24 protein-coding genes are annotated in these 23809 nt (G+C 60.5%); 9 read left to right on the forward strand and 15 right to left on the reverse strand.

The window, feature by feature from the left end; all coding sequences use genetic code 11:
* Positions 1–179: 179 nt before the first annotated feature.
* Entirely contained in the window at positions 180–809 is a 630-nt protein-coding gene (locus AC3WMT_RS16835; RefSeq protein ID WP_095121359.1) for a flavin reductase family protein, read from the forward strand.
* 4 nt (positions 810–813) lie between these two features.
* On the opposite strand, the gene AC3WMT_RS16840 is transcribed toward AC3WMT_RS16835, so the two are convergent.
* Together AC3WMT_RS16840 and AC3WMT_RS16845 are read right to left on the reverse strand one after the other, a co-directional pair.
* Entirely contained in the window at positions 814–1056 is a 243-nt protein-coding gene (locus tag AC3WMT_RS16840) for a hypothetical protein (RefSeq protein WP_103305532.1), read from the reverse strand.
* Between the two features lie 43 nt (positions 1057–1099).
* Positions 1100–1453 carry a putative quinol monooxygenase gene (locus AC3WMT_RS16845; RefSeq protein WP_103305531.1) on the reverse strand — a complete coding sequence of 118 codons (354 nt, stop codon included), beginning with the start codon at positions 1451–1453 and terminating at the stop codon, positions 1100–1102.
* 338 nt (positions 1454–1791) lie between these two features.
* Here AC3WMT_RS16845 and AC3WMT_RS16850 point away from each other — a divergent pair, with 338 nt between their 5' ends.
* Complete coding sequence (locus tag AC3WMT_RS16850) at positions 1792–2721, forward strand: AraC family transcriptional regulator (protein WP_103305530.1); 930 nt, start codon at positions 1792–1794, stop codon at positions 2719–2721.
* 151 nt (positions 2722–2872) lie between these two features.
* On the opposite strand, the gene AC3WMT_RS16855 is transcribed toward AC3WMT_RS16850, so the two are convergent.
* The 6 genes from AC3WMT_RS16855 to AC3WMT_RS16880 all read right to left on the reverse strand — a co-directional run bounded on the left by AC3WMT_RS16855 (position 2873) and on the right by AC3WMT_RS16880 (position 10287).
* Positions 2873–3928 (reverse strand): ABC transporter ATP-binding protein, encoded by a 1056-nt coding sequence (locus tag AC3WMT_RS16855; protein ID WP_103305529.1) that lies wholly within the window; start codon positions 3926–3928, stop codon positions 2873–2875.
* 13 nt (positions 3929–3941) lie between these two features.
* Positions 3942–4790 carry an ABC transporter permease gene (locus tag AC3WMT_RS16860; RefSeq protein ID WP_103305528.1) on the reverse strand — a complete coding sequence of 283 codons (849 nt, stop codon included), beginning with the start codon at positions 4788–4790 and terminating at the stop codon, positions 3942–3944.
* Complete coding sequence (locus AC3WMT_RS16865) at positions 4787–5695, reverse strand: ABC transporter permease (protein WP_103305527.1); 909 nt, start codon at positions 5693–5695, stop codon at positions 4787–4789. Before AC3WMT_RS16865 ends, AC3WMT_RS16860 begins: the two co-directional genes overlap by 4 nt.
* 184 nt (positions 5696–5879) lie before the next feature.
* Positions 5880–6983 carry an ABC transporter substrate-binding protein gene (locus AC3WMT_RS16870; RefSeq protein WP_103305526.1) on the reverse strand — a complete coding sequence of 368 codons (1104 nt, stop codon included), beginning with the start codon at positions 6981–6983 and terminating at the stop codon, positions 5880–5882.
* A gap of 218 nt (positions 6984–7201) precedes the next feature.
* Positions 7202–8653, reverse strand: a complete 1452-nt coding sequence (locus AC3WMT_RS16875) for an aldehyde dehydrogenase family protein (RefSeq protein WP_103305525.1) — start codon at positions 8651–8653, stop codon at positions 7202–7204.
* On the reverse strand, positions 8650–10287 hold the full coding sequence (locus tag AC3WMT_RS16880; protein WP_103305535.1) for a 5-guanidino-2-oxopentanoate decarboxylase: 1638 nt from the start codon (positions 10285–10287) through the stop codon (positions 8650–8652). The genes AC3WMT_RS16875 and AC3WMT_RS16880 overlap by 4 nt, the downstream gene beginning before the upstream one ends.
* A 228-nt stretch (positions 10288–10515) precedes the next feature.
* On the opposite strand from AC3WMT_RS16880, the gene AC3WMT_RS16885 reads away from it, so the two are divergent.
* A complete protein-coding gene (locus tag AC3WMT_RS16885; protein ID WP_103305524.1) occupies positions 10516–11397 on the forward strand; it encodes a LysR substrate-binding domain-containing protein in 882 nt (293 codons plus the stop codon).
* Between the two features lie 195 nt (positions 11398–11592).
* Here the strand turns inward: AC3WMT_RS16885 and AC3WMT_RS16890 are convergent, their stop codons facing one another.
* A complete protein-coding gene (locus tag AC3WMT_RS16890; protein ID WP_103305523.1) occupies positions 11593–12207 on the reverse strand; it encodes an NAD(P)-dependent oxidoreductase in 615 nt (204 codons plus the stop codon).
* Positions 12208–12252: 45 nt separating this feature from the next.
* The gene (locus AC3WMT_RS16895) at positions 12253–13131 is read right to left on the reverse strand and encodes an MBL fold metallo-hydrolase (RefSeq protein ID WP_103305522.1); all 879 of its coding nucleotides are present in this window, start codon (positions 13129–13131) and stop codon (positions 12253–12255) included.
* Between the two features lie 114 nt (positions 13132–13245).
* Between AC3WMT_RS16895 and AC3WMT_RS16900 the strand changes: the two genes are divergently transcribed.
* Entirely contained in the window at positions 13246–14151 is a 906-nt protein-coding gene (locus tag AC3WMT_RS16900) for a LysR family transcriptional regulator (protein WP_218276682.1), read from the forward strand.
* Between the two features lie 221 nt (positions 14152–14372).
* Positions 14373–14549, forward strand: a complete 177-nt coding sequence (locus AC3WMT_RS16905; RefSeq protein ID WP_007912636.1) for a hypothetical protein — start codon at positions 14373–14375, stop codon at positions 14547–14549.
* 133 nt (positions 14550–14682) lie between these two features.
* Here the strand turns inward: AC3WMT_RS16905 and AC3WMT_RS16910 are convergent, their stop codons facing one another.
* Positions 14683–15567 carry a helix-turn-helix domain-containing protein gene (locus AC3WMT_RS16910; protein WP_103305520.1) on the reverse strand — a complete coding sequence of 295 codons (885 nt, stop codon included), beginning with the start codon at positions 15565–15567 and terminating at the stop codon, positions 14683–14685.
* Between the two features lie 178 nt (positions 15568–15745).
* On the opposite strand from AC3WMT_RS16910, the gene pobA reads away from it, so the two are divergent.
* Both pobA and AC3WMT_RS16920 read left to right on the forward strand, forming a co-directional pair.
* Positions 15746–16939 carry a 4-hydroxybenzoate 3-monooxygenase gene (gene pobA / locus AC3WMT_RS16915; protein ID WP_103305519.1) on the forward strand — a complete coding sequence of 398 codons (1194 nt, stop codon included), beginning with the start codon at positions 15746–15748 and terminating at the stop codon, positions 16937–16939.
* Positions 16940–17018: 79 nt separating this feature from the next.
* Positions 17019–18536 (forward strand): MDR family MFS transporter, encoded by a 1518-nt coding sequence (locus AC3WMT_RS16920; protein WP_103305518.1) that lies wholly within the window; start codon positions 17019–17021, stop codon positions 18534–18536.
* A gap of 121 nt (positions 18537–18657) precedes the next feature.
* Here the strand turns inward: AC3WMT_RS16920 and AC3WMT_RS16925 are convergent, their stop codons facing one another.
* From AC3WMT_RS16925 to AC3WMT_RS16940, 4 genes are all read right to left on the reverse strand, one after another.
* Complete coding sequence (locus tag AC3WMT_RS16925; RefSeq protein WP_103305517.1) at positions 18658–19506, reverse strand: cache domain-containing protein; 849 nt, start codon at positions 19504–19506, stop codon at positions 18658–18660.
* A gap of 157 nt (positions 19507–19663) precedes the next feature.
* Positions 19664–20518 carry an ATPase gene (locus AC3WMT_RS16930; RefSeq protein WP_103305516.1) on the reverse strand — a complete coding sequence of 285 codons (855 nt, stop codon included), beginning with the start codon at positions 20516–20518 and terminating at the stop codon, positions 19664–19666.
* Positions 20519–20644: 126 nt separating this feature from the next.
* Entirely contained in the window at positions 20645–21637 is a 993-nt protein-coding gene (locus AC3WMT_RS16935; RefSeq protein ID WP_103305515.1) for an NAD-dependent epimerase/dehydratase family protein, read from the reverse strand.
* A gap of 54 nt (positions 21638–21691) precedes the next feature.
* Positions 21692–22585, reverse strand: a complete 894-nt coding sequence (locus tag AC3WMT_RS16940; protein WP_103305514.1) for a LysR family transcriptional regulator ArgP — start codon at positions 22583–22585, stop codon at positions 21692–21694.
* A 96-nt stretch (positions 22586–22681) separates the two neighbouring features.
* On the opposite strand from AC3WMT_RS16940, the gene AC3WMT_RS16945 reads away from it, so the two are divergent.
* Positions 22682–23083 carry an ACT domain-containing protein gene (locus AC3WMT_RS16945; RefSeq protein ID WP_103305513.1) on the forward strand — a complete coding sequence of 134 codons (402 nt, stop codon included), beginning with the start codon at positions 22682–22684 and terminating at the stop codon, positions 23081–23083.
* Positions 23084–23088: 5 nt separating this feature from the next.
* Complete coding sequence (locus AC3WMT_RS16950) at positions 23089–23691, forward strand: LysE/ArgO family amino acid transporter (protein WP_103305512.1); 603 nt, start codon at positions 23089–23091, stop codon at positions 23689–23691.
* Positions 23692–23809 lie beyond the last annotated feature (118 nt).

The raw sequence follows: 23809 nt of genomic DNA on the forward strand, positions 1-23809 counted from the left end.
GGCTTGCCAGCGATGGCGATCTGTCAGTCGACATTTACATCGGCTGAAAAAATGCCATCGCTGGCAAGCCAGCTCCCACAGGGTTTGGATTGGATGGAATATCAGTGCCTGACTGGAAATTGTTTGATCGTGCTTGCACTATTGGCCACCTGATCCAGCCATCTCCAAGAGCCCCAGCCATGCCCGATGACATCCACTTCTACGAACCCGCCAATGGCCACGGCCTGCCCCACGATCCGTTCAACGCCATCGTCGGCCCACGCCCCATCGGCTGGATTTCCTCGCAGGATGCCAATGGCCAGTTGAACCTGGCGCCGTACAGTTTCTTCAATGCGTTCAACTACATTCCGCCGATCATTGGTTTCTCCAGTGTCGGGCGCAAAGACAGCCTGAACAACATCGAGCAGACCGGCGAATTCGTCTGGAACCTCGCCACCCGCCCACTCGCCGAACAAATGAACCAGAGCTGCGCGATGGTCGCGCCTGAGGTCAACGAATTCGAGTTGGCGGGACTGACCACGGTGGCGTCGAAAGTGATTTCAGTGCCACGGGTCGCCGAAAGCCCGGTGTCCTTCGAGTGCAAGGTCACGCAGATCATTCAGTTGCAGCGTGCCGACGGCGAGACGGTGCCGAGCTGGCTGATCCTCGGCGAAGTGGTCGCCGTGCATATCGCCAAGTGGCTGTTGAAGGACGGCATCTACGACACCGCCGCGGCAGAACCGATTCTGCGCGGCGGCGGGCCGGCGGATTATTTCCAGCTGGGGCCTGAGGCCCTGTTCAAGATGTGGCGTCCGGGCGCAACGAAGTAACGCGTTACCAGATCAACTCGGCGTCGTCAGTGACGCCCTTGAGTTTATCCAGCTCATTGATCGCGGCCTCGTCGGCAGCGATGGCGCCGGGGAACACCTGATCACCCAGCAGTTTGTGAAAGCGCGGTGCACCGCCATCGACCAGGGCTTTCACCGCGATTGCCGCGTGATAACCCTTGTTGCCACCCAGTTCGACGGGGACGACTGCGGATACTGCTTCGAAGTGTTCGAACTCTTTACGTGCCATGTCGCAAGTCCTGGCTCAGTCAATTAAGCCGGACATTAAACCCTCAACCGGCGAGTTTGTGTACCGGTGCCGGGCATTGACCGAGGGCTTGCGCTGCCGAAACATCCTTGAACGTGTGGAAATCCAGACTGTTGACCACCAGGTCCTGCACCAGCTCGGCGAAGATTTCCATCGACGGGCTGTTGAAGTACGCGGTCATCATCTGCTGATTGCTCCAGAACCCGGAGACCAGCCACAACTCGGGATCACACTGCGAATGCTGCAAGGCAAAGTTCAGGCAACCAGGGGCGGCACGGGACGGTTCGATCAACGCGCTGAGGCGTACACCGAGTTCCGCCGAACGCCCGGCGCGCGCTCGAACGAAGGCCATATGACTGACGGGAATCTGCTTGGACATGTTCAACCCTCCCAGGGAGTCGCGTGGCAGCCGGGGGACGGGCTGCGACAGGATCCAAGGTTAAGGGCCGGATGATCGACGCCGTTAGTCGATTCCTGCCGCCGCATTGCACAATCCTGCGAGACTGCACGCAAGCGCTGTAACAACCTGTAAAACACAGTCACATGGCTGTCACACGGGGTATCAAGCAAGTTTGCCGTTCTACGTCCTGCTATGGATGGCCACCTACCCAGGCCCAAGCAGAATCAGGCAAGCATTTCGCAGGATGTGTCTACCGCTCTCGCTTGCACAAACATATGCTCTGCTCCATTCCACCTCCCCTGCCGAGGATGCCGTGCATGACGTCATTCGATCGTTTTCAAGCCCCGCCCGACGCCGACATGGAAAAACAGCGCGCGGAACTGGCGGCAATCATCCGCCGCAACACCACCGACGATGGCAGCTATGAGACCGCCATCGGCTCGCTGTTCATGTCGCGCCACACCCAATCCCACGACTTTGCCCCGGTGCTCGCGCAACCGGCGCTGTGCATCATGGCGCAGGGTCGCAAAGAAGTGCGTCTGGCCGATGAGTACTTCAATTACGATCCGCTGAATTATCTGGTGGTATCGGTTTCGATGCCGTTGAGTGGGCGTGTGGTCAATGTTTCGCCGCAGGAGCCGATCCTCGCGGTACGCCTGGATATCGACCCGGCGGAAATCACCGCACTGATCGCCGACGCCGGCCCCATGGGCGTGCCGACCCGGCCGACTGGACGGGGTTTGTACGTCGAACAGATCGACAGTTCGATGCTCGATGCCGTGCTGCGTCTGGCGCGTTTGCTCGATGCACCGAAGGACATCGCCATGCTCGCGCCGCTGATTCGCCGGGAGATTCTCTATCGCCTGCTGCGCAGTCCGCAGGGCCATCGTTTGTATGAGATCGCGATTGCCAACAGCCAGAGTCACCGTATCAGCCAGGCGATCAAGTGGCTCAACGGCAACTTCGAGCAGCCACTGCGCATTGATGATCTGGCCAAGGAAGTGAACCTCAGCGTGTCGACCTTGCATCACCGCTTCAAGGCGATGACGGCGATGAGTCCGCTGCAATATCAGAAGCAACTGCGCCTGCAAGAGGCGCGGCGTTTGATGTTGACCGAAGGGCTGGAAGCGTCGGCGGCGGGGTATCGGGTGGGGTATGAAAGTCCTTCGCAGTTCAGCCGCGAGTACAGCCGCTTGTTTGGTGCGCCGCCGCTCAGGGATCTGGCGCGGCTGCGGCTATCGGTCTGATACCGACATTGCGCTGTGTCGACTGACGCCATCGCTGGCAAGCCAGCTCCCACAGGGTTTTATGCTGAACACAGAATTTGTGCTCACCCGAAAAACCTGTGGGAGCTGGCTTGCCAGCGATGGGGCCAGTCAAGACAACCTCAATCCAAAATCAGGCACCGAGTACCCGACACGCCTCAGCCGGCAACGTCACCGACACCGGATGCCCGATCCCCAAGCCAATCCCCTGACACGGCGTACTCAACGCCGTAAACGTCACCCCTGAACACTCCACCGTGGTCTCGATGGTCGCGCCGATATCACGTACAAACGTCACTTTGCCAAGCAATCGATTGCCCGCCGTTGCCTGCGGCGCGGACAGTTGCAGGTCTTCCGGACGGATCAGCATTTTCACTTTCTGCCCCACGACAATGCTGCTGCAGATCGGCACTTGCAGCGCGTCACCACCCGGCAGGCTGACCTTGCCGTCGCCCAGCACCGTGGCCGGGAAGATGTTGCCCGAACCGATGAAGTCGGCGACGAATTCGTTGGCCGGATGCCGATAGATTTCAATCGGCGTACCGACCTGCTGCACCTTGTGCTCGCCCAATACCACGACGATATCGGCCATGGTCATGGCCTCACGCTGATCGTGGGTAACCATGATCGTGGTGATGTTCAGGCGTTGTTGCAATTGGCGGATTTCCACCTGCATCGACTCGCGCAATTTGGCGTCGAGCGCCGACAGCGGTTCGTCGAGCAAGAGGATTTTCGGGTGCGAAGCAATCGCCCGGGCAATCGCCACGCGTTGGCGTTGACCGCCGGAGAGCTTGGCCACCGGCCGGTCGATCATCGCCTGCAACTGGATCAGTTCCAGTAACTCCACCACCCGCGCCTGCTGATCGGCCTTGCTCACCCCGCGCAGTTTCAGCGGGTAGGCGATGTTCTCGCCGACGGTCATGTGCGGGAACAATGCCAGCGACTGGAACACCATACCGAAGTTGCGCAGATGCGCCGGGGTATGGCCGATGTCTTCGCCGTCCAGGCGAATTTCCCCGCCGCTGAGGGTTTCAAGGCCGGCGATCATCCGCAGCAAAGTGGTTTTGCCGCAGCCCGAAGGGCCGAGGAAACACACCAGTTTGCCTTCCGGCAAATGCAGGTTGACGTCTTGTACCGCGCAAGCCGAGCCGTAGAATTTCTCGACGTTTTCCAGAATCAGACCAGTCATGTTGCACCTCAAATCAAAAGGAAACGCCGCCCTCGCCCACCAGCTTCTCCAGCGCCCAGATAAGGACGAAGTCGATCAGCACGATCAGCACGGCAAACGAGAACACGGTAGGGTCGAGCGATGACACGGTGCGGCTGTACATCCAGATCGGCACGGTCATGACGTCGATGGTGTAGAGGAAATAGGTCACGGTGAATTCGTTGAACGAGACGATGAACGCCAGCAGCATGCCCGCCAGAATTCCCGACTTCATCAACGGCACCACCACATCGACAATCGCCCGCAATGGCGAGGCGCCGAGCATGCGCGCGGCTTCTTCGACTTCACTGCCGATGGACAGCATCGCCGCCGTGCAGTTTTTCACCACGAACGGCAGCGCCAGAATCACGTGGGCAATCACCAGCCGCGACGTGGTCAGGTGGAACGGCAGGCTGTCGAACACCAGCAGCAACGCCAGGCCCAACACCACCATCGGGAACACCAGCGGCAGCGACATCAATTGCAGCGCCACGGCTTTGCCACGGAACTCGCAGCGGGTCAGCGCATACGCCGCCGGCACCGCGATCAGCGTGGCGAAGACCATTGTCAGGCACGACACCAGCAGGCTGGTGGTCATCGCCTGACCGAGGCTCAACACATCACTGGCGTCAGGCGACACAAAGGTGTGCCACGCCGCTTTGTACCATTGCAGGCTATAGCTGCTCGGTGGGAAGTCGAGGTTCGACGCACCGCTGAACGACATCACGATCATGGTCAGGATCGGCAACACCGCCAGCAGCAAAATGAACCCGGAAAGGATCCCGGCAAACTTGCCGGTATCGCCCGGCAGCAGCGCCATGCGCTTCTTGGTCAGGGCACTCATTGCGAAGCCTCCAGCAGGCGCCGACGGCGGCCGGTGATGTATTCGGACAGAGTCATGATCGCGAGCGTGGTGACGATCAGCACCACCCCGGCCGCCGACGCGGCGGGCCAGTTCATCAGCGGCGCGATCTGGTCATGCACCATCACCGCGAGCATCGGCACGCGCCGGCCACCGAGCAGCAACGGCACGACAAAACTGCTGGCGTTATAGGCGAACACCAGCGTCGCGCCAGTGATGATCCCCGGCAGGCTCATCGGTAAAACCACCTGACGGAACACTTGGAAACGACTGGCGCCGAGGGTCGCGGCGGCCTCTTCGTATGAACGTGCGACGCCGCGCATGGCGCTGGCGATCGGCAGCACGGCCAGCGGAAACGCGGTCTGCACCAGGCCCATCAAAACTCCGTTCTGGTTGTACAGCAACATGATCGGGCGCTTGATCAGGCCCAGCCCCATCAGCGCCTGATTGAGCATGCCGCCGGGGCCGAGAATCACCAGCCAGCCGTAGCTTTGCAGCAACAGATTGACCAGCAACGGCAGCAGCACGGCGGCGAGGAAAATCCGCCGCAGAAACGGCGACGTCAAACGCGACATGGTGTACGCCACCGGGATCGCCAGCACCACGGCGATCACCGCGCTGATCAGCGCCAGACGCAAGGTCAGCAGCAAGGATTTCAGGTAATAGGGTTCGAGCAATTGCGCGTAACTGGCGAGGCTGAACCCGCTCCATTCCGCGCCTTTGGTGCCGACGCTCATGCGCAACACCAGCAGGCTGGCGGCGATCAGCACGCCGAGAAACAGCATCGACGGCGTGAGGAAAAGCCACGCCCGCGCCGTCGGCGAAATACCGCGCGCCGGGCGCACGTCAGCGGCGCCGACCGGTTGGGTCAGGGATTGATGTTCCATAGCAATGATCTCGTCAATGGAAAACAACTGACAAACACAGGTCTCCAAAGCACCGTGCCCCCTGTGGGAGCTGGCTTGCCAGCGATAGCAATCTGTCAGTGACATTATGTCGACAGGAAGGCCGTCATCGCTGGCAAGCCAGCTCCCACAGGGATTTGCGGTGTTCTGAAGGTTTGTATTCGGATCAGGAAGAAAAGATTTCCGTATAGCGACGAATCCATTGGTCATGCACGGTGGCCAGGAAGGCGTTGTCGTGCATGATCGCCTTCTCGGCAATCTGCTCGGGCGTGAGAATGAACGGGCTCTTGCGCGCTTCGGCGGAGATGATCGCCTTGGCGTTGACCGGTCCGTTGAAGATGTCTTCGGCCATCTTGCCCTGCACCAGCGGGTCGAGAGAGTGGTCGATAAAGGCGTAGGCCAGATCAGTGTCGCCCGGACGATTTTTCGGCATCACCGAGAGCATCAGGTCGGTGTAGAAACCTTCCTTCATGCCGAACGTGGCGCCGAGGCCATAGTTCGGATCGCGGATCTGTTTGGGGAAAAACGCCGGGGCGTACAGCCCGCCCATGTCCAGCGAACCGGTGCGGAACAGTTCGGCGATCTGGTTCGGGTTCTCGCCCAACGTCACCACGCGGTCCTTGAGTTCAGCGAGTTTCTTGAAGCCCGGCTCGATATTGTGCTCGTCACCGCCAGCCAGTTTCGCGGCGATGATGATCAGGTCCATGGCCTCGGTCCAGTTCGGCGGCGGGAGGAAAATGTTCGGTGCCAGATCGGCGTCCCACAGCGCGGCGTAACTGTCCGGCGCCTGTTTGAGGGTGCGGGTGCTGTAGACCAGACTGTTGCACCACAGCAGGTAACCGATGCCGTGACCATTGGCGCCGGTGCGGTATTTTTCCGGTACGTCGACCAGATTGGGAATGCGGTTGAGATCGGGTTTTTCCAGCAGTCCGGCAGCGGCCAGGCCTTCGGCGCCGACGCCCGCCAGGGTGATGATGTCGTATTGCGGACGGTCACCGCCGGCCTTGAGTTTGGCGACCATTTCCGAGGTGCTGCCGGTACGGTCGGCGATAACCTTGGCGCCGGTTTTGGCTTCGAAGGTTGCAGCGATGTTACGCAGTGCAGCGAGGCCGGTGTCATCCGACCAGGTCAGTAAACGCAGGGTCTTGCCGGCGAAACGCGTGTCGCTGGCGCTCGCCCGGATGAAGGGCATGCTCATGGCGGCTGCCGCCACCGACGCCACGCCAACGGTTTTAATGAATTGACGCCTGTTCAGATCATGCTCGCCCATGACGGACTCCCTTTGTTTTTTTAAGTATGAGGTTGGTCGCAACCGTTGCATCCGCGCGGCCGGATCCGCGCCAGGCCCCGTATTACTAGGGCTTTAGCGCTGCCGACGGGTTCATCCTGAGGTCGTGCAAAACACCTGACTATCGATAAAAACTCATTGAAGCCATGACGCCAACGCATGCCTCGTTGCGAGGCATACGCTCACCTTTTTCGGGCGTTTCAGAGCGCCCGGATCACGTGTTTGATTTCCTGAAACGCGGCCAGGCCCCACGGCCCCAATTCGCGGCCGATGCTGCTCTGCTTGTAGCCGCCCCACGCCGTCTGCGGGAAGATCACTTGCGGCGCGTTGAGCCACACCAGCCCCGCCTGCAGGGCGTTGGCGACACGGTCAGCGGTCTCGGCGTTACGCGTCACCACACTGGCGACCAGACCGAACTGGCTGTCGTTGGCCAGCGCGATCGCTTCGGCTTCGTTGCGGAAACTGCGCACGCACAGCACCGGGCCGAAAATCTCTTCGCACCACAGCGCACTGTCGAGGGGCACGTCGGTGAACACGGTCGGCTGCAAAAAATAGCCGCGAGGCAAATGCGCCGGACGATTACCGCCACACAACAGCTTCGCTCCGGCGCTCAGACCACGGTCGATGTGGCCGAGCACGCGCTGGTATTGCGCCTGGTTGACCAGTGCGCCCATCTCCACGTCGGGGTCGAACGGGTCAGCCACGCGAATCGCCTGGGCACGCTTTTGCAGACGGCTGAGGAATTGCTCTTCCAGCTCTTCAGCGACCAGCACGCGGCTGGTGGCCGAGCACATCTGTCCGGCGTTGAAGAAACCGCCGCCGCAGGCCAGCTCCACGGCCAGATCCAGGTCGGCATCTTCCAGCACCAGCAACGACGATTTTCCACCCAGTTCGAGGCTCACGCCCTTCACGGTTTCCGCCGCACGCTGCATCACCTGAACGCCAACAGAGTTGCTGCCGGTGAAAGAGATTTTGGCGATGCGCGGATCGGCGGACAGCGGCGCGCCCACCGCCAGACCGGTACCACAAACAACGTTGAACACGCCTTTGGGCAGACCGGACTCGGCAATGATCGCCGCCAGTTCCAGCTCCGGCAGCGGCGTGACTTCCGACGGTTTGAGCACCACGCAGCAACCGGCGGCCAGGGCCGGCGCGAGTTTCCACGCGGTGGTGACCATCGGGAAATTCCACGGCACGATCAGCCCGACCACACCGCACGGCTCGCGACGCAGACGCGCACTGAAATCGTCGCTGGGCAGCGCCACGTTGCTGTCGAGTTTTGCATCGAGGCCTTCGGCCAACCCGGCGTAGTACTCGAAGGTGGCAATCACGTCATCGACGTCGATGGCCGCTTCGAATTGCGGTTTGCCATTGTTGCTCGACTGCAACTTCATCAAGTGATCACGTCCGTTGCGCACGCCGTTGGCGATGTTGCGCAGGATCACAGCGCGTTCGGTGCCGGTGGTTTGTGACCAGGTCTTGAACGCGTCAGAGGCAGCGGTCACGGCTCGCTGAACGGCCTGTTCGTCACCGCCATTGACCGTGGTCAGCAGCGCTTCAGTGGCCGGGTTGATCACCCGCAAATGCTCGCGGCCAGCAGACCATTGGCCGTTGATGTAGAGACCATCGAGGGTGATTGGGAAACTGATCATTTGTTCACCGCCTGCATCCACTGGTTCTGGTCGATTTCAATCAGCGTCGGGCCTTGACGATCCGTCGCCGCACGCAGCGCGCCGCGCAGTTGCTCCACCGAGCTGATCGCTTCGGCAGCGCAGCCCAGCGCCTTGGCCACCCCAATGAAGTCCGGGGTGTAGATGTCGACGCCGACCGGCTCGATGGCGCGGTTGACCATGTACTTTTTAATTTCTTCGTAGCCCTGGTTATTCCACAGCAGGACGATCACCGGGGTGCGCGCCTCCACGGCGCTGGCCAGTTCCGGCAGGGTGAATTGCAAACCACCGTCGCCGATCAGGCACACCACTGGCGGACGAGTGCCGCCCTCGATGCTGCCGCCGAGCCACGCGCCGATGGCCGCCGGCAAGGCGTAACCGAGGGTGCCGTAACCGGTGGACGAGTTGAACCAGCGGCGCGGCCGCTCCGGGTTGAACGTGAGGTTGCCGGTGTACACCGGTTGCGTGGAGTCGCCGACAAACACGGCGTCGGGCAACTCGTGCAGGACGGTCTCGAGGAAGCGGGTCTGCGCCAGCGTCGGTGCGTCCCAGGTCGCGGCCAGATCATCACGCAGCCGCGCGGCACGCACCTGGCCCCAATCGTTGCGACGCTCGGCCAACGGCTGATGTGCCAGCGCACTGAGCAGCGCCTGTGCAGCGTTGCGCGAGTCGGCAACCAGAGCGACGTGCGGCGGATAGTTGCGCACGGTCTGGTCGGCGTCGATGTCGATGCGCAGCAACTTGCCGGGAATCTCGAAACCGCCGGCAAAGGTGACGTCGTAATCGGTCTCGGCCAGTTCGGTGCCAATCGCCAGCACCACGTCGGCATCGGCGACCAGTGCGCGAGTGGCGAGCAGGCTTTGCGTCGAGCCGATCAGCAGTGGATGGCTGGACGGCAGCATGCCTTTGGCGTTGATGGTCAGCGCCACCGGAGCATCGAGCAGTTCGGCCAGTTCGGTGAGTTCGGCAGCGGCATCGATGGCACCGCCACCGGCAAGAATAAGCGGACGCTGGGCGCCGGCCAGCAACTCGCTCATGCGGCTGACGGCAGCCGGTGCGGCACCGGCGCGGTCGATGTTGACCGGGACGCTTGCGAGCAAGTCATCGGCCTCTTCCACCAACACGTCCAGCGGGATCTCGATGTGCACCGGACGCGGGCGCCCGGCCTGGAACAAAGCGAATGCGCGAGCGAGAACGCCCGGTAACTCCGACGCCGACATCAGCGTGTGGGAAAACGCAGCAACGCCGCCGACCAATGCGCTCTGGTTCGGCAGCTCGTGGAGCTTGCCACGGCCGCCGCCCAACTGGTTGCGGGTCTGTACGCTGGAGATCACCAGCATCGGGATCGAGTCGGCGTAGGCCTGGCCCATCGCCGTGGTGATATTGGTCATGCCCGGCCCGGTGATGATGAAGCACACCCCCGGTTTGCCGCTGGTGCGGGCGTAGCCGTCAGCCATGAAACCGGCGCCCTGCTCATGCCGTGGGGTGACGTGGTTGATGCTCGAACGGGCCAGCCCGCGATACAGCTCCACGGTGTGCACGCCGGGAATCCCGAACACCTGCTCGACCCCGTAACCTTCGAGTAACTTGACCAGTACTTCGCCACACGTCGCCATGTCATTGCCCTTCTTGTTCATTTGAGACACAAGGCCTTTGTGTAGGAGTGAGCCTGCTCCCGATGGCGTCTTCGCATTCAACATTACGGTGACTGACACACCGCTATCGCGAGCAGGCTCACTCCTACAAAGGGCCCTTCAATGGGCTCATTGAACGGTGGGCAGGTAGCCGCAACAATCGATTAAAAGTCATACTAGCCATGTCCTCACGTCATACCTTGGATCCACATGAAACGACTGCCACCCCTGCCCGCCCTGCATACGTTTCTGATCACCGCGCAGTGCTGCAACTTCACCCGGGCCGCCGAGCAGTTGCACATCACCCAGGGCGCCGTGAGCCGGCAGATTGCCGGGCTGGAAGATCATCTGGGGTATGAGCTGTTCATTCGCCTGGCCCGAGGTCTGGAACTGACGGCCGAAGGACGCGAATGGCTGCCACGGGTGGAGAAGGTGTTCGGCCTGATCAGCGAAGCCACCGAGCAGATCGGCCTCAAACGCGAAACCCTGCAACTCAAGGCGCCGAGCTGTGTGATGCGCTGGCTGGTGCCGCGCCTGCTGCAGTGGCAGAAAGAGCGCCCGGATGTGCCGGTCAAACTGACCACCACACTGGCGCATGGCGTCGACTTTCAACGCGAGCAATTCGATGCGGCGGTGATTTATGGAACGCCACCGGATAACTCGGCGACCGCGCTGCATCTGTTCGATGAACAACTGACCCCGGTCTGTTCACCGGCATTGTTGAAAGGCCCGCCAGCGTTGTCCGAGCTGGCCGATCTGCAACAGCACTTGTTGCTACATCCGACTGCCGACACGAAGGACTGGAAGGTGTGGCTGACGGCGGCGGAGTTGCAGCTCAATAACGTGAACATGGGCCAACATTTCGAGACGCTGGATCAGGCGATGTCGATGGCGTCGCACGGGACAGGAGTGGCGATCGGCGACTGGTCGTTGATCGGCGATGACTTGCGTGCCGGACGACTGGTGATGCCGTTTGAGCTGAAGGTGAAGACGGGGTTGGCGTATTACGTGGTGGTGCCTGCGGGAACCGAGCCATCGCCGCAGCTGGAAGAATTGATGATCTGGCTGGTTGAGCAGGCCCATTTGCGCTGAGGCTTTTCCCCTCACCCTAGCCCTCTCCCCGAGGGAGAGGGGACTGATTGGGGGATGTTATAGAAATACGCCGACGTGAAATTACTGTGTTGAATCCATAATCGACTCGGTTTTTCAGGTCGATGTATGAAGCAATACACCTCGGTTGGCTCCCTCTCCCTCGGGAGAGGGCTGGGGTGAGGGGCAAGGATTCACTCAGTACCCGACAGTAAACCGCTGACGCGAATGCTTCGGCGTTTCCACTTCGTCGATCAGCGCAATCGCGTAATCGGCAAAGGTGATCCAGCTGCGCCCTTCAGCGCTCACCAGCAAGTGATCCTGGCCAACGCGGAACTTGCCGCTGCGCTCCCCTTCGACAAACTCCGCCGACGGCGACAGAAAGGTCCAGTCCAGCTCCTGCTCCTGACGCAACGCCTCAAGAAACGCCGCACCCGCACTGGCCTCTGCTTTGTACTCCGCCGGGAAGCCTGCGCTGTCGATCACTCGCGTATCGTCCGGAAGCAACAGCGAACCGGCACCGCCCACCACCAACAGACGATTCACACCCGCCTGCTTCACCGGCCCGACAATCGCGGCAGCAGGGACGGTAGCGAAATGCGCAGCGGTAATCACCACATCGTGACCGGCCACCGCGTCTTGCAGCGCCGCCGCATCCAGCACATCGACATTCTTGCTGACCACGCCGGCACGGGCGCCGATCTTCGAAGTATCGCGGGCGATAGCAGTAACGCTATGGCCGCGACGCAGGGCTTCTTCCAGCAGTTGGCTACCGGCACGGCCGGTGGCACCAATGATTGCGATCTTGCTCATGACATTCTCCAGTTGGCTTGAGAGTGCTGCGTTTTCAGATTCGGCTTACCACTGCATTTCGCCCTTGGCGACTTTCGCGCTCAGCTCCAGCGAGCTCTCCTCGCCCAGTGTCGGGTAGCGCTTTTTCATTGCCGCGATCAGCGCAGCGGAGTCTTTGGCCTTGGCCGTTTCCTGATCGAAAGCCTTAATGTAGTCGGCGGTGAATTTCACGCTGGCCAGCGAGCGGCTGCTTTCACCCAGGTAATGCCCCGGCACCACGGTTTTCGGCTTGAGGGTTTCGATCGAGTGCAGGGTTTGCAACCAGTCGGCGTGGGATTGCGCGGTCTGGGTATCGGCCATCCAGACATGGATGTTCTCGGCGACAACCACGCCACCGACCACAGCCTTGAGCGATGGAATCCACACGAAGCTGCGATCCGGTTGTTTGCCGTCAAGGCCGACCACCTGCAATTTCTGCCCTTCGAGCATCAGGCTGTCGCCCTTGAGTACGCCCGGCACGATGGTTTTCGCTGGCACGTCGGCGCCCATTTTCGGACCCCAGAACGCCAGTTTGCCTGCGACGGTTTTGGTGATGTGATCCACGGTCGGTTGCGAGGCCAGTACCTTGGCGTCGGGGAAGGCTTTGGTCAGGGTGTCGAGGCCGAAGTAGTAATCCGGATCACCGTGGCTGATGTAAATGGTGGTCAGGTGCTTACCGCTGGCGCGGATCTTTTCCACCACCTGCTCGGCCTGGGATTTGCCGAATTGCGCATCGACGAGGATCGCGTCTTTTGCGCCGCTGACCAGTACCGAGGTCACCGGAAAGATGGCGTTGGTGCCCGGGTTGTAGACATCCAGGGTCAGGTTGGCAGCGGCGGCATGCGCGGCAAAGCCAAGGGAAGCGGTGGCGAGTAGAACGCGTTTGAGTGTGGTGAAACCGATCATCTGTTGCTCCGGTGTCCGAATGCCATGTCTGGCGATGGGACAGAGCTTAGTTGCCTGACTCAGTACAAAAAATGCGATGCTTGAACATAGTTTGTTTCTGAAAGCGGGCAAATCATGGATCGTCTCCAAGCAATGCGGGTGTTTGTCACGGTGGTGGACCTGGGCAGCCAGTCGGCGGCGGCCGATCATCTGGATCTCTCACGCCCGGTGGTGTCGCGTTATCTGGCGGAGCTGGAGGACTGGGTCGGCGCGCGCCTGATGCACCGCACCACGCGCAAATTGAGCCTGACTGCAGCCGGCAGTGAAATCCTGCCACGTTGCCGGCAGATGATTGAACTGTCGACCGATATGCAGGCCGCCGTCAGCGAACCCCACGATGCGCCGCGCGGACTCCTGCGGATCAGCGTCAGCACCTCGTTCGGCCAGGCGCAACTGGCCGATGCGATGGCGGCTTACGTCAAGCGCCAGCCAGGCGTGAGTATCGACATGCAAATGCTCGATCGAACGGTGAATCTGGTGGATGAGCGGATCGACCTGGCGATCCGCACCAGCAATGACCTGGACCCGAACCTGATCGCCCGGCGCCTGACCGTGTGCCGCTCGGTGGTGTGCGCCTCCCCGGCCTATCTGCGAGAGCATCCGGCGCCGCAGCGAGTTGAAGAACTGAGTCGGCACAATTGCCTGACTCACTCATATTTCGGCAAAAGCCTGTGGCATTTCGAGGAGGACGGCGAGCCCGTTTCGGTGCCGGTGCAGGGCAATATCAGCGCCAACGAGGCCAGCACCTTATTGCGCGCGACGCTGGCCGGCGCGGGCGTGGCGATGCTGCCGACGTATCAGGCCGGGGTGCATATTCATTCAGGAGAGTTGATTCGCTTGCTGCCGCAGGCTGAGCCGCGACAGATGAATATCTACGCGGTCTATGCCTCGCGCAAACACATGCCGGCGGCGCTGCGCAGCATGCTGGATTTTCTGGTAGAGCGCTTTCCAGAGCATCCGCAATGGGACGTTGATCTGTAAATCCGATCCCCTGTAGGAGTGAGCCTGCTCGCGATAGCGGTGTGTCAGTCGGATAGAGGTTACCTGACACTCCGCTATCGCGAGCAGGCTCACTCCTACAGGGGGGGCTATCAGCGTGCTGAATGCCCGGTTACAAGCTCAAGCACACTCGCTGGCAACTCGCCGCCGCTGACCTATGCTGAAAGTAATACCGGTAGGTATACGTTCAGAGGTCGAACGCCATGAACATCAAAACAAGAAGGTACGTCGCGATTTTCATCACCTGCGCCGCCACGCTGGCGCTGTACGGCACCGCCGCCTGGCGGGTCGAACAACTGCGACAGCTGCCGCGCGAGTATGCGAGCTGCAACTTCGAGCGCTGCATTCCGCACAATGCCACGCTGAACGCATTGCGCTGAGGCTGAGGCTGACTCATTACCTGTGGGAGCTGGCTTGCCAGCGATTGCGGTCTGACATTCACCATTGAAGGTGACTGGGCCAGCGCTATCGCTGGCAAGCCAGCTTTCACAGGTTTTTGTGGTGGTTATGAAATTACTGCTCGGCCTTCAGCCGGTCGCGGAAAGCCTTCGGTGATATCCCCACCCTGCGCCGGAACAGGCGCGTGAAGTTGGTCGGATCGGAAAACCCCAGCAATTCCGACATCTCGTAAATGGTCATGCTGGTGTACGTCAGCAAGCGCTTGGCTTCCAGCAGCTGACGCTCGTGCATGATCTGCAACGCCGGTTGCCCCGCCAGTTCACGGCAGGTGCCGTTGAGGTGCGACACCGAAATCCCCAGCCGATGCGCGAGATCCTCGACCTTCACATGCTGGCGATAAGTCTCTTCCACCAGTTGAATAAACCCGTTGAGGTACTCGCGCTGGCGCTGTGGTCGCTGGCTGGCGTTATGGCGCACGATGGCCTGACGACTGACCCAGACCATGATCACGCTGACCAGCGAATGCATGAGCATTTCCCGCGCCGGTTGATGGCCGTTGTACTCGGCCTGCAACGCCGTAAACAGGCTGTTCAAGTAATCGCCGTCCTTGCCCGCCGGATAGCTTTCGGCTCGGGCCAGCGCGTGCACGGCATCGCCCAGTTGCGCCTGCAGGTGATTGATCAGCGGCGTTGCCAGCGTGACGACGAACCCTTCGACGTCTTCGGAAAAACGAAAGCCATGCACCGACAGCGGTGGCAGGACTTGAATCGCAGGGGTGTGCAGTTGCGTGCGCTGGCCTTCGATCTCAAGCTCTGCCTGACCTTTGAAAACGAAGAGCAGCTGACACAGATCAGCATGGCGGTGGGGTTTGATTTCCCATTGATGTTCGCGACTGCGTGAGGAAATGGTTTCACAGTGCAGCAAGTCAGGGGTCGGCCAGTCCAGGCTTTCACCGTAGAGCTTGAACACCGGAATCGAAGGCAGCTCGGGCTTGTTCATCACTTCAATCCAGGCCTCTTGTCTTGCGGGCGATAATCGCACCGATTGGCAGAATGTACAGGTATCGGCTCAGTTTTCACCTTCAATTGACAAACCCGCAAGGGAAAAATGCAAGCACTCGATCCATAAAAAATATTCACCGGCTCTGGTCGCGTGAAGCTTGCGAGCCATAAAAACAATGAAAACGCTGAAAACCCAAGTCGCCATCATTGGCGCCGGCCCGTCCGGATTACTCCTCGGCCAGTTGCTGCACAACGCTGGCATCGACACCCTCATCCTCGAACGTCAGACCCCCGATTATGTCCTCGGCCGAATCCGTGCCGGCGTGCTTGAACAGGGCATGGTAGAGCTGTTGCGTCAGGCAGGCGTGGGTCAGCGGATGGACGCCGAAGGACTGGTGCATGGCGGTTTCGATCTGGCGCTGGACGGGCGTCAGGTACACATCGATCTGCAGGCATTGACCGGCGGCAAGACCGTGATGATCTACGGCCAGACCGAAGTCACCCGCGACCTCATGGCCGCTCGTCGGGAGGCTGGAGCGCTGTCGTTTTATGAAGTGAGCAATGTCGTTCCCCACGGCATGAAAAGCGACGAAGCCTTTGTCACGTTTGAAAGGAACGGTGAAACCTGGCGCGTCGATTGCGATTACATCGCCGGTTGCGACGGCTTCCATGGCGTCGCTCGGCAGTCGATTCCTGATGACTGCCTGAAGGTCTTCGAGCGGGTTTATCCGTTTGGCTGGCTGGGGATTCTGGCCGACACCCCGCCGGTGCATGACGAGTTGGTCTATGCCCGCCACGAACGCGGCTTCGCCCTGTGCAGCATGCGTTCGGCGGTTCGCACCCGTTACTACCTACAAGTGCCTGCGGATGAAAACGTGGACGACTGGAGTGATCAGCGCTTCTGGGATGAGCTGAAAACGCGCCTGCCTGCGGAGCTGGCGGAGAAACTGGTCACCGGCCCGTCCATCGAAAAAAGCATCGCGCCGCTGCGTAGCTTTGTCGTCGAGCCGATGCAATACGGGCGAATGTTTCTGGTCGGTGACGCGGCGCATATCGTCCCTCCCACCGGCGCCAAGGGTTTGAATCTGGCCGCCAGCGACGTCAGCACGTTGTTCAATATTCTATTGAAGACTTACCGCGACGGTCGCACCGATCTGCTGGAGAAATACTCCGAGATCTGCCTGCGCCGGGTGTGGAAAGCCGAGCGGTTTTCCTGGTGGATGACCTCGATGCTGCATCGCTTCGATGACCACGATGCGTTCAGCCAACGCATCAGTGCCTCGGAACTGGACTACTTTGTCAGTTCAGAAGCGGGTCGAAAAACCATTGCAGAAAATTACGTCGGACTTCCTTATGAGGCTATCGAATAGCCTGCTACCGACTTACACTGGCGAGCACTTACCCGCTCGCCCTCGCCTTGCGGGTCAATCAATGCCCGCAGGTTCGCCCGTGACCAATCTCAATCACCCCGAAACGCCCAAACCGGCCATTCGCAGCGTGCTGGTCGCGCTGATGATGGCGATCTTTCTTGGCGCGCTGGACCAGACCATCGTCGCCGTATCGATGCCGGCCATTTCCGCTCAGTTCAAAGACGTCAACCTGCTGGCCTGGGTGATTTCCGGGTACATGGTGGCAATGACTGTGGCGGTGCCGATCTACGGCAAACTCGGCGATTTGTACGGGCGACGCAAACTGATGTTGTTCGGCATGGGCCTGTTTACCCTGGCGTCGCTGTTCTGCGGCATGGCCCAGAACATGGAGCAACTGGTGCTGGCGCGGATACTTCAGGGCATCGGCGCAGGCGGGATGATTTCGGTGAGTCAGGCGATCATCGGCGACATCGTGCCGCCGCGCGAACGCGGGCGCTATCAGGGTTACTTCAGCAGCATGTATGCAATGGCGAGCGTTGCCGGCCCGGTGCTGGGCGGCTACATGACCGAATACCTGTCGTGGCGCTGGGTGTTCCTGATCAACCTGCCGCTGGGCCTCGGCGCCTGGTGGGTCGCCCATCGCAATCTGCGCGGGCTGCCGATTCCCAATCGTAAACCGATCATCGATTACCTCGGCACCGTGCTGATGATCATCGGCCTGACCGCGTTGTTGCTCGGCATCACCGAGGTCGGTCAGGGCCACTCGTGGCGCAGCAGCGAAGTGCTTGGGCTGTTCGCTTGCGCGATAGTGGTGCTGGCGATTTTTGTCTGGCATGAACGGCGTGCGCGCGAACCGTTGCTGCCGATGCACCTGTTCGCCAATCGCAATGCCTTGCTGTGCTGGTGCACGATTTTCTTCACCAGTTTCCAGGCGATTTCGCTGATCGTGCTGATGCCATTGCGCTTTCAAACGGTCACCGGCGCAGGCGCCGACAGTGCTGCATTGCATTTGCTGCCGTTGGCCATGGGCCTGCCGATCGGTGCTTTTTTTGCCGGGCGTCGCACCTCGGTGACCGGCCGTTACAAACCACAGATTCTGACCGGCGCGATCCTGATGCCGATCTCGATTCTCGGCATGGCCTTCAGTCCGCCCGAAGCAACCTTGATGAGCGGTCTGTTCATGCTGCTCAGCGGCATCGCCAGTGGCATGCAGTTCCCGACTTCACTGGTCGGCACGCAGAACTCGGTGGAACAGCGCGACATCGGTGTGGCGACGAGCACCACCAATCTGTTCCGTTCACTGGGCGGCGCGGTGGGCGTGGCATTGATGTCGGCGCTGTTGCTGGCGTTGTTGCAGGATTCGAGTTTCGCCCATCTGGCGAGCAGTTCGCTGATCAACGAAGGCCATTCCGGCAATGTGCTGCTGGATGGTTTGAATGCCGCGCCGGGAGAGGCGCAAAACGCCTTGCGCGCAGAGCTTGCGGTAACGTTCCGGCATTTGCTGTGGGTCAGTGCGGCGGTGTCGCTGCTGGGCCTGGCGGCGGCGATTGCGATGCCGAACAACCTGCTGCGCGGCCGCGAACACGGCGCCAAATAAAACAAGCACTACGAAACTCTGTAGGAGTGAGCCTGCTCGCGATGAGGGCGTGTCATACAACAATGACGTCGACTGACACACCCTCATCGCGAGCAGGCTCACTCCTACAAGGGCCGATCATTCACGGACTGTAGTAACCCACCGCCACAAGGAAATGCCCGACCTTCTTCAGGTAGGCATGCTTGTCCTCGATCTTGCCGGTGACCGGGTTCTTCCAGCGGTATTCGTATTCGCCGTCATCCTGTTTGGCGATCAGCGCCAGAATCGGCTCGCCCACCGGTTTGCCTTCCGGGTCCTTGATCTTGCTGAAGTCGGTGTTGATCAGGCGCAGATTGGTGCCGTGGGCGACGTAGCGCTGGGTATCGAGATCCACGACAAACACGTACAGGTCGTCCTGCAAGTAGCCGCCCTTGAGCGAGTTGATTGCCGTCAGCGTGCCTTTCTCGTTTTTGCCCAGGTCAGTGGCGGCTTTGTCGAGCAGCGCTTTGGCTTGCTCGGCCGAGGCTCGTGGCAGGTAATAACCGACGGCGAGAATCCGCTGGCCGATGCGCTGATAAAACACATGCTTGCGTTCGACCTTGCCGTCGGCCCAGTTCTGCCAGCGGTATTCGGCCTGCTGAATGCCGTTGCCTTCCGGCACTTTCAGGGCGTCCTTGAACGCTTTCTGCAAATCCGCCGGCAGCACTTCGCTGACGTCGCGGCCAATCAAGGCTGACGATGGCCCGCCGCTGGCGAGCATCACGCCTTTGGTGTCGACCACGAACACGTATCGATCCTTGTCGACGAATTCGCCTTGGCGGCTGAACGCGGCGAGTGCCTTGTCACCGTTGTCGTGGTAGTAGGCCAGCGCTTTTTCCAGCAGGGCGATGGCGGCCTTGCTGTCATCCTTTTCCGTTGTCGCCGCGTTGACCTGGCCGAAACACATCAGCAGCACCGCGCCGACCCAGGCCAGCTTATGCAAAAACCCCATGACGCATCCCTCGTTCCTGTTGGTGTTTCAAGAGCGTAGACGGGTTGGGGTGATGTATGGATATTCAGAAGGTTTCTGGAAATGACACAGTCCCCTGTGGTGAAAGGGGATTATCTGTGGTGAGGGGATTTACCCACTCCACAAAAATGCTGTTCGGTTAAGGCCGGGCATTGATCTGCTGTTGCAAGTTCTGGATCTGCGCCTGAAGCGTATTGATGTTGCGGGTCATCTGAGCGCGAAAAGCGTCGAATTCGGCGGTGTTACCGCCACCCTGCGGCGCTGCCGGGCGGTTGTCCTGTTCGCTTTTGAGGACGACGATTTCCTGCTCAAGACGATCAATCGCCGCGCTCGGATTGCCCTGCTTCTTCAATGCCGCGATGTCCGCGCCAAGGCTCTTGAACTGGGCATCGAAGCCCTTGAGCTGCGCATCGACCTTGCTGGTATCAGCCGGCGTACTTTTCACCGTCGCCAGTTCTGCGCCAAGGGCTTTGACCTGTGCCTGCAATTGGGTATTGGCGGTCTGCAGCTCGGTGGTCTGCGCGGTCATCTGCGCCAGACGCTTGTCCAGATCGCTGGCCTGACCGGCCACGCCTTGCTGCTGCTTGCTCTGATCGAGCAACTTGCCTTCCAGCTGCTTGATCTGCAGCTTCAAGGCTTCGCTATCGCTGGTGACATTGCTCTGGCTGGCCACGACCTTGCCGGAAATGTCTTGCAGGCGCCCCGCCGCTTCCTCACTGATGCGCGCAAAACTTTCCTGGGTCGCCACCAGTTGCTGTTCCATCAGCGAAATCTGCTGGAAGCTCCACCAGGCCAGACCGATGAACGCAAAGAACAGCGCGCCAACCAGTGCCCACAACGGCCCGGTGCTAGCGGCCTTGACCTTGACCACAGGCGGCGTGCGCGAGTGCACGGAGGTGCGGCTGGTGGTCGGAATGTCATCGTCGTCGAAGGTGTCGGCACGCAAGCTCGGAACATCATCGAAATCGTCGTGGGCATCATTACGCATGGACATTGAGGCAACCTTTATGAAACGCGGTGATGGCTAAATGCTGCGAAGTATAACCGCCGCAGCCGCAGGGATTGACCCTCAACCTGCGGTGCGGTTCATTGCCGGCCGGCCGAATCGTTGCAATGCGTTTCAGCGAATGTCCTGAGCCTTCCACCAGCCACAGAACTCGTCGAGGGCCGTCCACAGGCTGACTTTCGGATCGTAGTCCAGATAATGCCTGGCACGACTGATGTCGAGGGTGAAATTTTTTTTCATCACTTGCATGCCCAAACGCGACAGGGTTGGCTCCGGACGTCCGGGCCAGAGCTTGCATGCACCCTCGTTGAGCGCCGCGACGCTATAGGCCAGCCCATAGGAGCGGTACTTGGTGACCTGCGGGACTTCCATTTTGCGCATCACGTAATTGACCACATCCCACAACGGCACAGGCGCGCCGTTGCTAATGTTGTAAGCCTTGCCGAGCGCGGAACCGGCGGCCAGCAGACTGCTGAGCATGGCTTCGTTGAGGTTGTGTACGCTGGTGAAATCGACCTTGTTCAACCCGTTGCCAATGATTGCCAGACGCCCCTTGCGCTGCATGTTGAGCAGACGCGGGAAGATGCTCATGTCGCCGGCACCGGTGACGAAGCGCGGACGCAGCGCGATGGTTTCCAGACCGAATTCCTGCGCGCCGAAGACCTTTTGCTCGGCCAGATATTTGGTCGCGGCATAGTGATGCTTGAAGCGCTTGGGCACTTGTTCTTCGGTCAGGTTGAAGTGGTCACGGCCATCGAAGTAGATCGACGGCGACGACAAGTGCACAAGACGCCGCACTCGCTGCTTCAGGCAAGCCTCGACAACGTTTTCCGTGACCTGCACGTTGCCCTGATGGAAGTCTTGATAACGGCCCCACAAGCCAACTGCGCCCGCGCAGTGCACCACGGCTTCGACGTCGGCGCAGAGTTCGCGCACCAGATCCGGATCTGTCAGGTCGCCGGAGACAAATTCGGCGCCACGGCGCACCAGATGTTCAACACTTTCGGCCCGGCGACCGTTGACCCGTACGTCCAGGCCCTGCTCCAGGGCGAAACGCGCAAAGCGTCCGCCAATGAAGCCGCTTGCGCCGGTGACCAGAATTTTCATGTAAAGCTCCGATGTCTTTCGTTTTGCCTGATTCGTGTGTCTTGACGCTGCCCGTCAGCTCAACGGCACCAGCCATCGTGCTGAAGACCGCACCAACTGCTCGGTCAACAAGCCCAGCAACTGACCGCCGTTGCGCCAATGATGCCAGTACAAAGGCACGTCGATCGGTTTATCTGGCAACAACTCGCGCAACGCCCCGCGCTGCAACTGCTCGTGCACTTGCAGTTCCGGCACCAGGCCCCAGCCGAGTCCGGCCTCGGTCAGGCGGATGAAGCCTTCGGAGGACGGGCATAAATGGTGCTCGAATCCGCCGTCGACACCCAGTGATGCGAGGTACCGATGCTGGAGGAAATCGTCCGGGCCGAATACCAGCGCCGGCGTACGCGGTAACTGCTCGGCACGCACGCCATCGGGAAAATGCCGTTCGATAAAAGCCGGACTGGCCAACGCCCGATAGCGCATCGCGCCAAGCAAAACGCTACGGGCGCCCGCCACCGGGCGCTCACTGGCACACAGACACGCCGCCACTTCACCAGCGCGCATGCGCTTGAGGCCAACGGTCTGGTCCTCGACGATCAGATCCAGCAACAAATGTTGTTCGGCACAGAAATCGCCCACCGCCTCGGCCCACCAAGTGGCGAGGCTGTCGGCATTGAGGGCAATGCGCAGGCGTTCCGGCAATCCTTCTTCGTCCAATGCCGGCACGAGGGTTTGCAGATCGCGCTCAAGCAGGCGCACCTGTTGAACGTGGTTGAGCAGGCGCCGGCCAATGTCCGTCGGCGACGGTGGCGTGCCGCGCACCAGCACCGGTTGGCCGACCCGCGCTTCCAGCAGTTTGATCCGCTGCGAGATCGCCGATTGCGACAGGCCCAGCACCTGCGCGGCACGTTCGAATCCGGCCTGCTCGACAACGGCGGCCAGAGCGGAAAGCAATTTGTAGTCGAACATCAGTTTTCCTAATGAGCGATCAGCACTATTGGTTTTTCTTATACCGCGTTGAGCCGGAGAATAGCCAGCAAGCACTCTTTATCAAGGACTACCCCAATGGCTGGCGAAACCTCACTCAGCACTTTGCTGCGCAGCATGAGTCCGCAGCTCAATGCCGGCGAATACGTGTTCTGCACCCTGCGCGACGGGCGGATGCCCAATGATCTGGAGATTGTTGGCAATTTTCGCGAACAGGAAGGCCTGACAGTGATTCTCGAACGTTCCCACGCTGAAAAGGCCGGTTTCAGTTTCGACTACGTCGCCGCGTGGATCACGCTGAACGTGCATTCGGCGCTGGAAGCCGTCGGTCTGACGGCGGCGTTCGCCACCGCACTGGGCAAGGCCGGGATCAGTTGCAACGTGATCGCCGGTTACTACCACGACCATCTATTCGTCGGTCAGGCCGACGCCGAACGCGCCATGCAAGTGCTGCGTGATCTCGCAGCCAACGCGGAGTAACCGTTATGTGGCAAAGCTATATGAATGGTCTGTTAGTGGCGCTCGGGTTGATCATGGCGATCGGCACCCAGAACGCGTTTGTCCTGGCACAAAGTCTGCGGCGTGAGCATCACTTGCCGGTCGCTGCGCTGTGTGTGGCCTGCGATGCGTTGCTCGTCGCGGCCGGGGTGTTCGGCCTGGCGACCGTACTGGCGCAGAACCCGACCTTACTCGCGGTCGCACGTTGGGGTGGCGCGGTGTTCCTGATCTGGTACGGCAGCCAGGCGCTGCGCCGGGCGTGCTCGAAACAGAGTATGAATCAGGGCGAGAACCAGACCGTGCGCTCATTGCGGGCAGTGATGCTCAGTGCGCTGGCAGTGACACTGCTCAATCCGCACGTTTATCTGGATACGGTTTTGCTGATCGGCTCGCTCGGCGCCCAGCAATCGGTGCCGGGCGCTTATGTAGTGGGCGCGGCGAGTGCGTCGCTGTTGTGGTTTTTCACCCTGGCGCTGGGCGCGGCATGGCTGGCTCCGTGGCTGGCTCGGCCGAGTACCTGGCGGATTCTTGATCTGGTGGTCGCACTGATGATGTTTACAGTGGCGGGTCAGTTGATATTGGCATCATGATTTATTCCAAACAGCTCTGGAACCTCTATCCCACACAGTTGTTGCGTGGTTAAGCCGCAACCCCGGTGCTATGATCCGAACCCTGCGCCGCAAAGAGTAAAAACTCGCCGGTGCATTT

This window comes from Pseudomonas sp. FW305-7, from assembly GCF_058786735.1.